The sequence below is a fragment of the Methylomonas sp. BW4-1 genome (assembly GCF_052474385.1).
Genome location: NZ_CP184125.1, coordinates 3,225,896 through 3,241,488, shown reverse-complemented (window position 1 = coordinate 3,241,488; position 15,593 = coordinate 3,225,896). Strand labels below are relative to the sequence as shown.

At 49.0% G+C, this 15,593-nt stretch carries 15 protein-coding genes and 2 pseudogenes; 5 read left to right on the top strand and 12 right to left on the bottom strand.

Annotated features, from left to right (window positions below):
• Positions 1-22: 22 nt before the first annotated feature.
• Positions 23-1,147, bottom strand: a complete 1,125-nt coding sequence (locus tag ACH5Y9_RS14920; protein WP_445366632.1) for an anion permease — start codon at positions 1,145-1,147, stop codon at positions 23-25.
• 314 nt (positions 1,148-1,461) lie between these two features.
• On the opposite strand from ACH5Y9_RS14920, the pseudogene ACH5Y9_RS14915 reads away from it, so the two are divergent.
• Together ACH5Y9_RS14915 and ACH5Y9_RS14910 are read left to right on the top strand one after the other, a co-directional pair.
• Positions 1,462-1,890: pseudogene (locus ACH5Y9_RS14915) on the top strand (winged helix-turn-helix domain-containing protein); the annotation flags it as partial.
• 440 nt (positions 1,891-2,330) lie between these two features.
• Positions 2,331-2,837, top strand: coding sequence for a hypothetical protein (locus ACH5Y9_RS14910; protein ID WP_445366631.1), 507 nt, complete (start codon positions 2,331-2,333; stop codon positions 2,835-2,837).
• Positions 2,838-2,879: 42 nt separating this feature from the next.
• Here ACH5Y9_RS14910 and ACH5Y9_RS14905 read toward each other — a convergent pair whose 3' ends face one another.
• The 4 genes from ACH5Y9_RS14905 to ACH5Y9_RS14890 form a co-directional block, all read right to left on the bottom strand.
• Entirely contained in the window at positions 2,880-3,377 is a 498-nt protein-coding gene (locus tag ACH5Y9_RS14905) for a hypothetical protein (protein ID WP_445366630.1), read from the bottom strand.
• A gap of 204 nt (positions 3,378-3,581) precedes the next feature.
• Positions 3,582-4,364, bottom strand: coding sequence for a hypothetical protein (locus ACH5Y9_RS14900; RefSeq protein WP_445366629.1), 783 nt, complete (start codon positions 4,362-4,364; stop codon positions 3,582-3,584).
• 32 nt (positions 4,365-4,396) lie between these two features.
• Positions 4,397-4,873, bottom strand: a complete 477-nt coding sequence (locus ACH5Y9_RS14895) for a hypothetical protein (RefSeq protein WP_445366628.1) — start codon at positions 4,871-4,873, stop codon at positions 4,397-4,399.
• Between the two features lie 30 nt (positions 4,874-4,903).
• Positions 4,904-5,554, bottom strand: a complete 651-nt coding sequence (locus ACH5Y9_RS14890) for a helix-turn-helix domain-containing protein (protein WP_445366627.1) — start codon at positions 5,552-5,554, stop codon at positions 4,904-4,906.
• Between the two features lie 88 nt (positions 5,555-5,642).
• Between ACH5Y9_RS14890 and ACH5Y9_RS14885 the strand changes: the two genes are divergently transcribed.
• Together ACH5Y9_RS14885 and ACH5Y9_RS14880 are read left to right on the top strand one after the other, a co-directional pair.
• Positions 5,643-5,927: a helix-turn-helix domain-containing protein gene (locus ACH5Y9_RS14885; RefSeq protein WP_445366626.1), complete on the top strand. Its 285-nt coding sequence runs from the start codon at positions 5,643-5,645 to the stop codon at positions 5,925-5,927.
• A gap of 437 nt (positions 5,928-6,364) precedes the next feature.
• Positions 6,365-6,982, top strand: a pseudogene (locus ACH5Y9_RS14880) (IS630 family transposase); the annotation flags it as partial.
• 119 nt (positions 6,983-7,101) lie between these two features.
• On the opposite strand, the gene ACH5Y9_RS14875 reads toward ACH5Y9_RS14880, so the two are convergent.
• The 7 genes from ACH5Y9_RS14875 to ACH5Y9_RS14845 all read right to left on the bottom strand — a co-directional run bounded on the left by ACH5Y9_RS14875 (position 7,102) and on the right by ACH5Y9_RS14845 (position 14,249).
• Positions 7,102-7,605 (bottom strand): hypothetical protein, encoded by a 504-nt coding sequence (locus tag ACH5Y9_RS14875; RefSeq protein ID WP_445366625.1) that lies wholly within the window; start codon positions 7,603-7,605, stop codon positions 7,102-7,104.
• The gene (locus ACH5Y9_RS14870) at positions 7,595-10,300 is read right to left on the bottom strand and encodes a cation-transporting P-type ATPase (RefSeq protein ID WP_445366624.1); all 2,706 of its coding nucleotides are present in this window, start codon (positions 10,298-10,300) and stop codon (positions 7,595-7,597) included. Before ACH5Y9_RS14870 ends, ACH5Y9_RS14875 begins: the two co-directional genes overlap by 11 nt.
• 235 nt (positions 10,301-10,535) lie before the next feature.
• Complete coding sequence (locus ACH5Y9_RS14865; protein WP_445366623.1) at positions 10,536-10,745, bottom strand: hypothetical protein; 210 nt, start codon at positions 10,743-10,745, stop codon at positions 10,536-10,538.
• A 71-nt stretch (positions 10,746-10,816) separates the two neighbouring features.
• Positions 10,817-12,544, bottom strand: a complete 1,728-nt coding sequence (locus tag ACH5Y9_RS14860) for a glycoside hydrolase family 17 protein (RefSeq protein WP_445366622.1) — start codon at positions 12,542-12,544, stop codon at positions 10,817-10,819.
• The gene (locus ACH5Y9_RS14855; protein ID WP_445366621.1) at positions 12,537-13,079 is read right to left on the bottom strand and encodes a hypothetical protein; all 543 of its coding nucleotides are present in this window, start codon (positions 13,077-13,079) and stop codon (positions 12,537-12,539) included. Before ACH5Y9_RS14855 ends, ACH5Y9_RS14860 begins: the two co-directional genes overlap by 8 nt.
• 58 nt (positions 13,080-13,137) lie before the next feature.
• Entirely contained in the window at positions 13,138-13,737 is a 600-nt protein-coding gene (locus tag ACH5Y9_RS14850; protein WP_445366620.1) for a DUF502 domain-containing protein, read from the bottom strand.
• Positions 13,738-13,823: 86 nt separating this feature from the next.
• Complete coding sequence (locus ACH5Y9_RS14845; RefSeq protein ID WP_445366619.1) at positions 13,824-14,249, bottom strand: cation:proton antiporter; 426 nt, start codon at positions 14,247-14,249, stop codon at positions 13,824-13,826.
• A 72-nt stretch (positions 14,250-14,321) separates the two neighbouring features.
• Here ACH5Y9_RS14845 and ACH5Y9_RS14840 point away from each other — a divergent pair, with 72 nt between their 5' ends.
• On the top strand, positions 14,322-15,593 hold the full coding sequence (locus ACH5Y9_RS14840; protein WP_445366618.1) for an IS256 family transposase: 1,272 nt from the start codon (positions 14,322-14,324) through the stop codon (positions 15,591-15,593).

Genomic DNA, 15,593 nt, shown 5'->3' with positions numbered 1-15,593 from the left:
GGGATTTCTCGTGTGTTTTTTATCAAAGGTTGGCGCCAATGGCAGTGTAATAGATTGCGGCAGAACAGGCAGCCGCGCAGGGCAAGGTCAACAGCCAGGATAAGGCAATGGATGCGATCACGCCGGTATTGGCCTTGCCGCTGACCAAGCCGATACCGAATAATGAACCCACCGATACATGGGTGGTGGAAACCGGCATCCCAAATTTGCTGGCGAAAATCACCAACAGTGCCGTCACCAAGTTGGCGGACAAGCCCTGATCGTGCGTGATGGTGGTGATTTTATGACTCATGGTTTCCGCTACCCGCCGGGCGTTGAATACGCCACCCAGCAGCATGGTAGTGGCTACCACGATAATGATCCATTGCAGATCAAAACCAGGTGCCAGCAATAACAAGGCGGCAATTTTCGGCGTGTCGTTCAGGCCGCGCGCAAAGCAGACCGCGCCGGCGCTGCAAAAATGCAGTCCATCGCGCAGGCGTTCAAGATTAAAGCCCAAAACCAGGCTAGACTGTCGCTCGGCGCAAGCCTCTTGACGATCGAGCGTTAGAGACGGGACGATTGCCGAATCGATTGCCAGGGTCATATTGACGTTACTGGCCAGCGCCAGACTTTCCGGGTTTTCTATGCATAAACATAGGTTGTTAGTTAGTTGCCTATGGTTACGCCACATACTCAGACCTCGATACAACAAGCCGGCGGATAATACCGCCACAAACGGACTCAATAGCAACGGCAACACAAAGTTGTTCAGCAAAGGCGCCAAGCTGATATTGCCGGACGTTGCTAATAGAGTGCTACCTGCCATGGCGCCCAATAACGCGTGAGTCGTGGAAATTGGGAAGCCGTAACGCGTCGCCAGAATCACGGTCATTCCGGCACCACCCGCGACGGCAATCATGAAGGGTAGAGTGTGTGTCAATTCATCCGGCGCCAAGCCTTTGCCGGAAAATTTAACCAGCAAAGTCTGAGCTAAAAACAGCGCTGTAATCGAACCCGCAAACGTTGTCAGCGTCGCCCACGTCAGCGCCTGACGGAAATTGGCGGTGCCGCTGCCAAACAAACTCGCCACGCCCTTGAAGTTATCATTGGCACCGTTGGCATAGGCCAGAAAGCAAACGCTGATAAATAAAATGCTGGTGAGCATAAGAAATCTCCTGGATTGGGTCGACTAGTTGCTATAAGTCGTTAGGAGAGGATCAAACCTTACAAAAAATATTCGACTATCTAAAGTTCGGGTAATAATCGACATAGATGACTGTCGTATTTTCGCCTGAAGCGATTTTGGACAATGCGTACATTCATACTGCCAAGAAACTGAAACCTTATTGGGATTTGTTGGAAGAGAAAGGAATGCGATTTTATTTTCTGCCTCCCTAGACCCTGAACTGAACCGTTATGAATGTCTTCCTTTTACTGCTCTTAAAATAAGTTAAGTCATGTTCGTGGGATAATATGCCCATGAAATGTAAACGAGATTCAGACGGCCGAGAAATTGATCACCATACTCTGCAAGTGATGCGGCAGCAGGCGGTCAAAGCGGTGAAAAATGGGCAGACAGCGGCCAGTGTGGCGGCAGCGATGGGTGTCAACATTCGCACGGTGTTTCGTTGGTTGTCCGACTTTACAACGGGCGGTCAAAATGCGCTGTTGGCCAAAAAGATTACCGGACGCCCACCGCTGGTCACGCCCGACGAAATGCGCTGGATCGCCGAGACCGTGCGGGATAAAACACCCTGGCAAATGAGGCTGGAGTTTGGCTTGTGGACATTGTCGTTGATTGGCGAAGTCATTTACCGCCAGTTTGGCAAACGTCTGACCTCGCCAAGTGTGGGGCGAATCATGCGGCTGCTGGGTTTTAAGCCGCAAAAGCCCTTGTATCGGGCTTGGCTGCGTATTCCGATTAAAACCGCCACCTATTCCGACTTCAAAACCACCAGGCATTCCGACACCAAAACAGCCGGTGGCGCCGATGTTGAGGTTGGCTGTTGAGCTAAGGCTATGGTACTCGCGCCCAATTGGCAATACGGGCCACCGACCGAACGGCAGTGGAATGTCTGGCAATTGGATTTCATGGAAGGCAATGGGGTTGGATACACCTCCGCCTGGAAACCGTGAATTCCTATGGTGAGGATTGGGTTTGGAAGGAGTTGGAAAAGGAAATTCAGAATGCGCGACAGCCGACTAACGGAGGGCTTGAGTCTGCGGCAATGTGACGCATTTTACGTGTTAGTGTTCACGCTATACTTGCTTTCGGGCATAAATAACGCCCACAACATGAGTTCTCAAATTTACTATTGATCTAGAACGCTCAAGTTCAAGGAGATTAGATGTCAAAAACAACGATATATGCCATTTTCATGGGCTTATTTATAAGTTTTCTTTCAACGCTGTCCTTCGCGGATGAACAAGAGGCAACAACATCATCAACTATTGTGGCCCCACAGGAATATCTTGAAATACTGGATGAAAATGGAGAATCCACAATCTATAAGATAGTTCCATCTGCACAAGTCAATGTACAGCAAGCCGCCGCGACCTGCGTTAGATATACCAATACCGTAACCGGAGGTCCTTTGGCTCCAGGAGCCGCAGCAGTTGCTTATGGACCTTACACGACAAACTGTGCAGGGTATCAATGGGCAACTTTAACTCCGATGTCCTCAGCATCCCTAACTCTATCTTTGCAAAAATATTTAGGCGGCTTATGGTCAACTGTAGCGACAGAGCCCGTTATGTATAACGGGACAGCAGGTACGTATAGATGGGTAGTCGTTAATAGCCCCTATAGCTCCCAACCTGGATACTGGTCTTTGAAATACTCGTTCCTTCTGTAACAAGCAGAGTCAAGGGGGATGTTCCCCCTTGATTCCCGCGCATTACGCTTTCTCATCGACAAAAACGCCGCTTCCCATATTTTTTATAAACTCATCCATGCTATATAGTGTATGGAGAGCATCTCCTAAAAATTTCCTGGCATCTTCCATTCCCTGCTCGCCTTGGGCGATAAGCTTGTCAACAAGAGTATAGTGTTCTTCAAAAAATTTGATCATATCCATGGAGGTATTAGCGTTCATATTATCTTTTGTTATGGTCGAAAGGACAAATTCATTAGCAGAATTGTCCGATATTTCACCGTTTCCATTCAAAAAACCACCCAACATACCCAAGTCATGTGGCGATATATTTCTTAGATCGACACTCGCTAACAGTTTTTTTATTTCGATTGGTTTTAATGCCGCTTGTTGGGCGTCGAATCCCTGGCCAATGGGCTGTGTTTTCGATGTGGTAAACCGATTTTTCCAAGGCATTGCCTCTGCTTTATCAAGAAGTTTATATTGGTTTGCACTTCCCGTTGAATTCAAGCTGACTATCATTGCATCCTCCTTAGGCTCATTGGTTCCGAGATGGCAAAGTGTATTTATTTGCTATCGGCTACCCAGAGATAATCTTTAGCGACAATTGTAAGCGGCTCCACTAATTCATCGTCGGTTTGATAAATCCGTCCGAATCCCTATCGCCAAACAAATTACCTATCAGTTTTTGTTTTTGGCTCATTGTTTCGGGGCCACATACAGGTATCAACTTATCGGGTAATTTTTGGCAGCTAATGCACCTGCCCGTTTCAGTACGTACCATGGCTCCAGATAGAGCTTGCCTAGCGGCCAGGCCATCATCGTCCAGTATCCGCAAATGAACAGGTATCCTGCCATTTGTTTCCAAGCGGGGATCATGGTCGTGGGATAGCTAATCCGAAACAGCATGGAAGAACAGACCAGGCTAACCACGAGCAATAGCATCCATCCTGCAATGAATATCAGTTGACTGGGCGCTAGCTTAGCTTCCTTGGCGGTGATTTTTAACAAGCCGGAGTAGCGGAGCCAGCGGATTTGGTGATCCGTGAAGTCGTACTGCCGGCGAATGGCAATGACCTGTTCGCGAATGGTAGTCGGCGGTGCAAATCCAAAACGACACTTGAATAGCTCGGGGTTATCCAGCGCTCTCCGGTCAAGTTCCGCCATTGATGTCCACGCTAACAGCAATTTGAGGGAGTTTGGCACTAAATACTCGTAGTAGTCGCGGCTGGCGTTGCGTTGCGAACCGCCGAAATTGATCTGAACCGGCGCGCTGGGTGTATCGGCAAATGCAGCCCGTTTGTCGTGGGGTTTTGGGGTTTCGAAATGGGATTGGGCGGCAGCGAACAGTCTGCGCCGACGGAATGCCGTCGGGACGCCAGCCTGTTTGGCGATGTACCATGACGCGATACAGAGCTTGTTGAGCATCCAGGCCATGATCAGCCAGAATCCGCCGAGCAGCACCAGGGCTTGTAGCTGTTTCGGCGTTGGCGGAAGCGAATATCCCACGAGGTATAGCGCGTCGCATAAGTTTCCGCACATCAGTCCCCTTGAACCCTGCTTAAGCTCAAGCAGTGACAGCATAAACCATGCAATAACTTATGAGACGTGCAATATAGCATCACTATGCTGTAGAGGCTGAGTATCCAGACCTGCGCCCAGCCGGCGGCCAACGCCAACCGACTGGGCACCAATTTGGCTTCTTCGGGGGTGATTTTTAACGTGCCCGATACACGGAATCCGCGCATTTGTTTGTCGGTAAAGTCGTAGCGATTCTGGATCGCCAGAATCTGCTGCCGAATCGTTAGGGACGTTTCGAAACCAAACCGACACTCAAACATTCTTGGGTTATCCAACGCTATCCGATCAAGCAGCGCTTTTGGGGCGCATGTCAGCAGGGTTTTAATCGAACTTAAGGCAATGTATTCGTAGTAATCACGGCCGGCATTGCGCTGAATGCCGTCGATGTTGAGGTGGGTGCTGGAGTGATTGGTATTTTGGTTTTGTTCCTGGTTCATCGCTTGGTCATCTCTGGCGGTTTCGAGCGCCTATTTTTCGTAGTAGTCGCGGCCGGCGTTACGTTGCGAACCGCCAAAATTGATCTGGACTGTAGAATTAGCCATATTGGCAAACGCGGCCCGTTTGTCGTGCGGTTTTTGCGCTTCGAAGTGGGCTTGGGCGGCGGCGAGCAGGTTGCGCCGACGGAATGTCGGATCGTGGTACCAGAGATGGCTGTTGTAGAGTTCCGCCGCTAAATTGAGGTCGCTGTGGGGCGCGATGCGTTCCAGAAAATCAGTTAAAGCAGGATCGGCCAGGGCCTCTTGCAAGTGGCCGGCTTGGCAAAGCAGTAGCAGCGCTTTGGCGGTTGGGTCGCCATCCACAACGGCCGAACGGGCGACGGCGATATAGAGCTCGATGTTCCTCAGTAAATCCAGATCGATATCGTTACGCCCAAACATCGTGCCTTCGCCGGTGAGCAGCCAATCGATCGATGCGCCGAATTCGGTGCGGATGGCATAGAAAAATTCGGTACCTGGCTTCTTGAGTCCGCGGACTACATCGCTCAGAAAGCCGGTGGATATGCCAATACGGCGGGCAAATTCGGCTTGACTGGGCGTGGATTGGGCAATGAGCTGTGTCAGTCGAGTAGCGAAACCCTCCAGACCCAAACTAGCATTTTGAGGCGGGTTACGTTGCATAATCATAATTTATAGAGTTATATTGAAACTCTATTGAGTTACAATAATTGTTGTTTAATTAACGATAGATTACTCGCAGCCCGAAACGATGTCACCTTTAGCCACGATGGACGCCATTGAAATCATTTACCGTTTGCAACGCCTGGGCAAAAGCCAGGCGCAAATTGCTCGCGAATTAGGCGTGTCAGGTGGTGTGGTGAATAACGTCATTCATGACCGGATTACGGTCTACGAGATTGCCCGCTATATCGCCGGTCTGTTGGGATGCCGGATCGAGGAGGTTTGGCCTGAACGTTACAGTTTCAAACCGAGAGGGCCGTCATCGCATCGCACCAAAATCAAAGCCGAATCGACAACTGGAGAAAAAACATGACTTAAAACTTACTGACCGTAAACAAGGCCAGGAATAACAAAGCCCTTAGAGCGCCAACTCTAGGGGCTTTGCGGAACTGCATTTGAAGTGAGCCTTCGATGTCAATTCTGCGATTCCCTTGCCCGTCTGTCAAGTACGGGAGGCCTGCCTATATGTATATTCATCGCCGCCACTTGCGCTGTGAGGCTGCAACGCGCCGGTATCTACCCCCAAGCTGGAGAAAAACGTTGGCCGATGCCAACGAGGTCTAATGATGGCCAACAGGAGAATTGCCATGAGAAAAATCCGCCAGGTGCTACGCCTGCATTATGAATCTAAACTCAGCCGCCGGCAGATTGCTGGAAGTCTAAAGAATAATCCCGCCGGATTCAGGCATCAAACAGAACCCGCCTGCTGGCGGGTTTTTTATCGGAACAGGTGGTGGGTTTGGGATGGAATATGCGGCTTGGCAGTAGGATCCGGTGTTGGTGGAAAAATGGCAGTCGGAGGCGTTTCCTGCCTTGAAAGCCGAAGCCAAACGCACCGGTGCGGTGATTTATTTTGTCGACGAAGCTGGCGTACGTTCTGACTTTCATGCCGGTACTACCTGGGCACCTGTCGGGCGGACGCCGACTGTGAAGACCACCGGGCGACGATACGGTTTGAATCTGATCTCTGCGGTCAGCGCACGAGGCGATTTTCGCTTCATGGTGCAAGAAGGCAACGTCACCGCCGAGGTGTTTATCGAATTTCTGAAACGTCTGCTACGCGGTGCCGAACAGCCGATCATCTTGGTCGTCGACGGCCATCCGATTCACAAGGCTAAGAGCGTTAAAACGTTTGTGGAGCAACAGCAAGGCCGGTTGCAGTTGGTTTTTCTGCCACCGTACGCGCCACAACTCAATCCGGATGAACAGGTTTGGGGCTATATCAAGCCACGTGTGGCCAAGCAGATGCCGGAAAATAAAATCGAATTAAAGAAACTCGTTCAATCTGCCATGCATCGCTTACAGAAACTCCCGGATGTCGTGAAATCTTTCTTCAGACACCCAGAATGTCAATACGCTGGCCAGTGACAATACTTTCTTTATGAGCAGTAAAACCTTTAGCCATGATGAACTTGAACAGGCCATTGACGAAATCAGCCAAGGGTTTGGCTCAAAATACACGCTAACTTTTTGCTAGGCGCTTATCCTCAATTTCCCGTTTTTCTAATTAAGGATTCAATTTTATTCACTATTTGTGAAACACCCAAAGGTTGATTGTCAACAATTGAAAGGCATTTTTTATAAGCACGTAATTGAACACAAACCTTTTTACTCTCTGTAACAGGCTCTTTATTTATAACGGTAGTTGCGGTTTCGTTATCCTTGAGCACTACCTTTTTTTTAACATTAAAAGTATCCGAAATTTCAAAAAAATGCACGGCATAGAAATCATTAAGTAGCTCGATCAAGGTATCGTTAGTAACGTTTAATGGTTGTTGTTGGTTATTTTTAATAAAATAACTGTTTCCATTGCCATTTAATAAAATTTGATAGCTTTCTGCATTTTCCTTAGTAGATTGACTGGAAATAGTTACTTGTATCTTCTTTAGCGGAAATTGAGTTGGCAATACCGGTGAATAAGGCTTTGCCAGAACATTGTTACTAAAAATAATGTCTAGCAAAATTGTGAATAGCAATAAATTATTTTTCATGTCTTATTCTCGCTTTTAAAAAATGGCGACGCAATATTTTTTCTAATTCGACTATCAAATAAACACTTGTAGCAACGCCTAAAATTAATAACCATTGCCCATGGGCAAACGCAGCCGTACCAAAGAGTTTTTGCATGGGCGACCAATAGGTAAATAGCAATTGCAACAGCGTCATAGCCAATGCGCCAATAATCACCCATAAATTGGAAAACACCCCAACATGAAACATTGAATGCTCCAAAGATCGGCAGTTAAACAAGTAAAACATTTCGCTAAAAACAAATACATTGGCGGCCACGGTACGTGCTGAAGCCAGGGATTCGCCGTGTGCCAGCTCCCATTCAAACAGCCCAAAGGCACCTATCAACATTAAAGTCGAGACCAGGCAAATCCGAAAAATCAGCACACCGTTGAGAATCGGCTGTTGCGGGTCACGCGGTTTTCGACTCATTAATCTGGGTTCTTTGGGTTCAAATGCCAGCATCAGCCCTAATAATACCGCTGTGGACATATTGATCCACAGGATTTGTACCGGCGTAATTGGTAAAGCGACGTTGGCAAAAATGGCGGCGCTTATCACCAAGCCTTCGCCGCCATTGGTCGGTAAAGTCCAGACAATAAATTTAATCAGATTATCAAACACGCCACGCCCTTCTTCTACCGCTGCGGCAATGGTAGAGAACATATCATCGGTCAATACCATGGCCGCCGCTTCCTTGGCAACTTCGGTACCGCCAAGCCCCATTGCTACCCCGATATTAGCTTGACGCAAAGCCGGCGCATCATTCACACCGTCACCGGTCATGGCGACGATATGTCCATTGGCCTGTAAGGCTTGCACCAGCTGTAACTTTTGTTCAGGCGCAATTCGGGCATAAACGGCACATTTTTCTACCAGTTGCGGATAGTGTGTTTCATGTGTCGCCTGCAATTCCGCACCCGTCACAACCCGTTCGACATGCCGCATCCCCAGTTGTTTCGCAATTGCCAAAGCCGTGACAGGATGGTCTCCGGTAATCATTTTGACTTGAATGCCTGCCCTATAACAGGCGGCGATTGAGGTGATCGCTTCAGGACGAGGCGGATCGATCATTGCCTGGAAACCCAGAAAAATGAATCCGCCTTTCACCTGATCATGGTTTACATCGGCATAGTCATGATCGCTACGCGCAAACGCCAACACACGAAGCCCTTGAGCCGCTAGGCGTTCAGCTTGTTGGTGCATCGAGGCTTTATCCAATCCGGTTAGCTGCAGTTGCGAGTCAAACGCTTTATCGCAACGTTCCAAGATACTTTCTAATGAACCTTTCAAATACACATGGCGGCTATCAATCGCTAGATTATGATGCAAGGTCGCCATGAACTGATGTTGGGATTCAAACGGAATGGCATCCAGGCGTGGATGAGCGCTACAAACCGCTGAATGATGTAAACCGGCCTTGTGCGCCGCTACCAATAATGCACCTTCGGTGGGATCGCCTTCGATACGCCAACTTTCGGGATCGGCAATTAATCGCGCATCATTGCATAACAATCCGGCTTTTAGGCATTCCATCAAAGCCGGAAAATGTTGGTGGGCTATGGTTTTGCCATTTACACCAATGTCGCCGTCCGGCGTGTAACCGCTGCCGGTGATGTCAAAAAACTCTCCACCGGCAAACAAGACTTGAACCGTCATTTGATTTTGGGTCAAGGTACCGGTTTTGTCTGAACAAATGACAGTCGTACTCCCCAATGTTTCGACTGCGGGCAGTTTGCGAATAATGGCATTGCGTTTTGCCATTCTCGACACGCCAATCGCCAGGGTAATCGTCAAGGCGGCGGGTAATCCTTCCGGGATAGCGCCTACAGCCAAGGCCACCGACGCCATGAACATGTCCAGCAGCGACTGGCCTCGCCATACCCCGATTAAAAACGTAACCGCCGCCAAGCCCAGGATGACCCAAAGCAATAACCTACTAAACTGAGCAATTTTAACCGTCAGCGGCGTTTCCAGCTCAATGGTGCTACTGAGTAGACTATTAATACGGCCAATTTCAGTGTGATCGCCGACTTCAACAACGACCCCTGTTCCACTGCCATAAGTGACCAATGTTGAGGAATACGCCATATTTAAACGATCCGCCAATAGAGTTTCCTCGCTTAGCGTCGCTAGCTTTTTTTCTACCGGTACAGATTCCCCCGTCAGCGCGGACTCATCAATTTGCAACTCTCGGATTTGCAACAAGCGCAAGTCGGCCGGTACTTTGTCGCCGGATTGTAAAAATACCACATCCCCAACCGTCAACTCGTTAGCCGAAATGGAACGGCGTTGACCATTGCGCAGAACGGTGGTCGTGACCGTCAACACCCGACTGAGTGCATCAATGGCTTTCAGCGCGTTGGATTCCTGAATAAATCCGATAATGGTATTGACCAATACCACACCAAAAATGACACTGCTGTCCACCCATTCTTCGAGAAAACCGGTAATCGCCGCGGCTAGCAATAAGATGTAAACCAGAGGCTGGTTCACCTGTTCAAACAGTAACCGAAACGGACTTTTACCGCGTTGTGGCGTGAGACAATTCAAACCGTGTTGTCTCAGGCGCTGTTCAGCCTGGATGTCAGTGAGACCTTGCTGAACATCAACTTGAAGGTCTGTTATCAATGTTTCCGGTGGCAGATTAGGCCAATTTGTTTTCTGGGGTTTCATTTGTTTTAGTATTGGCATATTTATGAGTAAATCTTCGGCAACCTTGCTGTTCAAGATCCTGAATGTGCAGGTCGAGTTGTTTGTTTCCTGCGGGTGAACAAACACCGGCTTTATGGGGGCGGAACGACCACGTTTGCATCCGTTTGCTTGTCTTAATATGAAATGGCCAACAACAAAGGACATCTGTTAGGTGGGATGTTGATCTGAATGCCTTAAAAGAATCTAACGATTCGGCCTAAAACCATTTTTTGACCCAAAAGCGACGCCCCCAATACAAAAACAAAGGAAATAGCCCCCACCAAAGAAAATGTTCAATAGGGCCACCTGATTCCCCGGCATAAGGGATCATGAAAAAAGGCACGATAACTATCCATAAAATAGATAGTACTAAAGCAATTCGATTTTTTTTATTCAATCTCGTAAACCAATTAAGGCTCATGTTCATAGTTCTACTCCAATTGAGTTAATCATCCGTGAACCGAAACCAAAATGCGCGCATACAAGAAGCGCTCACATTTAGACCCTCCTTCTACGAGGGACCTGGAACCAAAATGGGATGGACAAAATCAGTATGCAAAGCAACCAGGTCGTTAATTGCTGATTTTGAAACGTGTAACCCAATGCGAATGGCAGGCCTTCCATGAAATCAGGATGAGCCTGAATGAAATCATATCCGGCCATAAATGCCTTGGTTTCACCCATTACCAACGCTACGGCCTCGATGCTTAAAGCGCAGGCGAGCAACTTATCAATAGGCATATGCAAGTTCCCCCCTGTCATTCGGTCAAAAGCCAGCGTTTGCCACTCGAATCTTCTTAGCCCGATCCACATGCAAACCACCAAACCGCACACGCCAAGCATGGGGATTGCGAATTCCTCATTCGGAAAACTGAGCGTGCGGCCGTCAAGGGCCAGACCATGGGTTTTATAGAGCGCTATCGGAATAAAAATCAGGTAAACGGCTCTCAATAGTTTTGCGAGTCGCCTATCATCGGGTTTGCCAATCAATATATCGTGAAAACGCTGCATCAATAAACCGCCCAGAGCGGCATTAGCCGACACCATGAATAGGGTATATGCGCGCTGCGACGCGCTGTAACTGGTGAGCCAAAGGAAATTCGCCATCGTGACCAGACAAACCGAAAATGATTGGCCCAGAACCAAGAACAACAACAAACGTGGCAACGAAAAACACCGGAGTTTTTTGAAGTAGGCAGCCACAATCACTAACCACAAGATCGTCGCCCAGGAAAAATGTACAAGCCAGTTCGGATTTTCGCTGACCGGGCCGGTCAACGACAGGATGGGCTTACGGTCGATGGATAGCAAGCCCCAATTCGCTCCCACCACACCTTCATGATGGCTCTTCCAGGGTTGGTTGAAGGCTTCGACGAGGTTGTAGTCGAAACCATGTTGGTTTGCGACTTGCACCATGCTGCGGATGAATTTGGTTTGATTGACGATGCTGGGTCTTGCGTAACCGCGTTGCCGGCCGATACCCGGCCAACCGGATTCACCAATCATGATAGGTTTGCTCAGTCCCATGCTGAGCATTTTGTCCTCGACTTGTTTGAATATCCTTTGAATATGCTCGGCTGCTCGATCAATGTCTATCGGTTCGTCTTCCCAGTAAGGCAGGATGTGAATGGAAATAAAATCTACCTCATTGAAAAGTTGAGGGTAGCGCAGGTAGATCGACCAAACATCGGCATACGAAACCGGTTGATTGATCGCCTGCTTGACGTCGCGAATATGACCGATCAGGCTGTCGACGTCCAAGTCATTTCGCAGCAACACCTCGTTGCCGACGATAACTCGTTTCACCACGTCAGGATGAGCATTGGCTGATTTGATCAATGCCTCAAGTTCCTGCGCATTGCCTTCCTTGCCATCACCGAGCCAACCGCCCAGTATCATATCCACCCCATATTTGCGCGCAAAATCAGGGGTAGACTCCATGCCGCCAAGGGTGGAGTAAGTGCGAATGCCAAAGGTTTTGTCCGCCAGAAGCCCCAAATCTTCATCAATGTGTTCAGGTAGCGGAAATTTATGTTTTATGGGACTGAATCCATCCCGATACGGCGCAAACGATAGGCTCATCAATCGACCCGAAGGTACATCGACACCAACATCTTCCGGCAAATTGGCAATCCAAGCCAACATTCCATGAACGAATACTATAAAAATCAGGCAGAGCAGAATCTGGGTGGTTTCCCGATTAAATTTGTGTTTTGAATTAATCATCCGCGGAACGAAACCAAAACGCGCGCATAAAAGACGCGATCACAATGACTATGCCAAACACTACGCAGGCCCACATAAAGGCATGGACATAGCCAATGATCACCGCGCACCCCACTAGGAAAAAACCCAGCAAGCTAAATTCCCAGCCAACATGAAAACCGTTGAGCATGGCGGATAATCCCAATATCAACAGTATCACCAAGTCAGCACTAACACCGGATAACTGCCCGGATTTATTCAGAAAAGTGGCGGCAATTACGACGATGATTGTGTGTAGCCAATGCATGCCTTGTGCCTTGATGATGTCAGCGAAGCTTACATCACTGCTTTTGGCCTGTAACCAGGCAATGAAAACGGACAGCAAACCAAAGACGAACACCATTAACAGCCAATAGCCGTAACCGTCATCGGGATTAAAGTCGGTGATGAAAATGCCTACCAGCGACAAGAGGACCAACAGGATAAACACCGTTTGCTCAATACCGAAATGGCGTTTTCCGGGGTTGCTCTCTGCCATTATTTCATCGTCATACATGTTTCGGGTTCCTTTGGTTATTATTAATCTGTGCTGCGGACAATCGTCATTTGGGGTGTTACTGAATCAATTTGGCTGCCGCATCCTCGAGTTTCGCAAAATCGACGCCCACGCTGATGACAAAACTGGAGGCTTCTTCAAAGGTCATGGTGGATTTAACGATCTTGGATTCGTGGACCATTACGGTGAATCCGGAAGTGGGGTTTGGCGAAGTGGGCACATACAAAACATAAAGCTCGTCCTTCTGATTGGTCACATAGGCCGGCACCCAGACACCGTCCTTGGGATATTCGACGTAGACGACTTCCCGTGGCTTATCCTGGCCTTCGCCGGAAAATATGCCGATGATTTTTTTGCTCACGCGATATACGGTACTGAGTATCGGCAGCTTCTCAAGATACGATTCCAAGAGGGAAACCATATAAGTCTTTCCTTTCCCATGCCGAATCCGATAGCCTAAAAAGATCAGCAACAGAATGGTGATGGCGAATAAAAAAGACGTCATCCAGTAATTTTCGTAATAACCATGAACGCTCAGAAATGTATCCCGCAGCAAACGTTCTATGAGGACAACGATTTGCACGACCACCAGAATCGGCAATACCGACAGGACACCCAGCAGGAAATAGTCCAGAAATTTTCGAATGTTTTCTTTCATGTTTTACCCCTTATGAAGTGACGTTTGTTCGGATGTAAGCCTGTTACAGACACCATCGGAAACGTTTGGCATTTAGCAAAAACAGGTCATCCTAATCGCAGGTAACGGTAATAACCTTTCAACAACATCGGCGCAAGCAGCGTGGTCATGGCGATGACAATAATCAGCGCGGCGTAGATATCGTTATTCAAGATACCTGACGTTCGCCCAAGTTCCGCGAAGATCAAGCCGACCTCGCCACGCGGAATCATGGCGATACCGATAGCCAGACGCTCCGTCCAAGGCCCACGTAGTAATAGCGCACCTAATAGCTTGCCGATTATGGCCACAGCGAACAGGCTGGCTGAAAACCACCAAATGAATGGCGAGGTCCAGTCGATTTCGCGCAGATTGAGGGAAAGCCCGACCATCACGAAAAATATCGGCACGAATAATTGAACGATAGGCAGCATTTGGGCTTCGATATGACCGGTAAAACCCGGAGTTATAACTAAATCTGGTGTACGGCCCAACTTGAAGAGAGGTGGCGTCCTCTGCTGAAATGAGATTGACGAGATCGAATAACAGCAATCACGAGAGACGCCATGAACAAAGATAACGCAAAAGACTGGGAATGTGCAGGCTCCATTAAGGATGCCTTGACTGATTTATTGAGAAGCGGTGCTCGCGCCTTAATTCAACAGGCCGTTGAAGCGGAGCTCCAAGCATTTTTGAACGACTACCGGAACGTCACTGACTTGCAAGGCCGCCGGACTGTAGTTCGCAACGGTTATTTACCCGAGCGGGAAATCGTCACTGGGGTGGGTAATGTGGCCGTGAAAGTTCCTAAGGTACGAGACCGTTCCGGCGGTGGCATCAAATTCAACTCGTCCTTGGTGCCGCCTTATGTCCGTAAGGCCAAGCGGGTGGAAGCAGCATTGCCCTGGTTGTATTTGCGAGGCATTTCGACGGGTGACATGCAGGACGCCTTGTCGGTATTGCTGGGGGCAGAGGCGAAAGGCTTGTCGCCAGCGGTGGTTAGCCGCTTGAAAGCGCAGTGGGCGGATGATTATCAAGCCTGGCATCGGCGGGATTTGTCGAATGAACGTTATGTGTATGTCTGGGCCGACGGCATCTATTCGACCCTGCGCGGCGAAGATGACCGCTTGTGTCTGTTGGTGATCATCGGTGTCAACGAGCGCGGTGAAAAGCGGCTTCTGGCACTCTCGGATGGTTATCGGGAATCCAAGGCATCCTGGCTGAGCGTGTTGCAAGATTTGCAGACTCGCGGCTTACAAGACGCGCCGAAACTCGCCACCGGCGATGGTGCCCTGGGCTTTTGGGCGGCGGTGAATGAAGCCTGGCCGCAGACACGGACACAACGCTGCTGGGTGCATAAAACGGCGAATGTGCTGGCGGCATTACCGGATTCCATCCAAGGAAAAGCCAAGGCAGGCTTGAAGGAAATCTGGATGGCGGAAACCAAGGCTCAAGCGAGCAAAGCCTTTGACAGCTTCCGGCATAACTTTGAGGCCAAATACCCCAAAGCAGTCAATATTCTGGAAAAAGACCGTGAATCGCTACTGGCGTTTTACGACTTTCCCGCCGAGCACTGGGTTCACATCCGCACCACCAATCCGATCGAATCGAGCTTTGCGACCATTCGCCATCGGACGACGCGGACCAAGAACTGTGTATCACGGAATACGTTGCTGGGCCTGGTATTCCAGTTGGCACTGACTGCCGAAAAAAGTTGGCGCAAGATACGCGGATTTAAACAACTACCGGATGTGATCAACGGCATCCGGTTTCAGGATGGCATGGCTGTCATCACTGAACCAGATAATGAAGAAGAAAATCAGCAGGCCGCCGCCTGA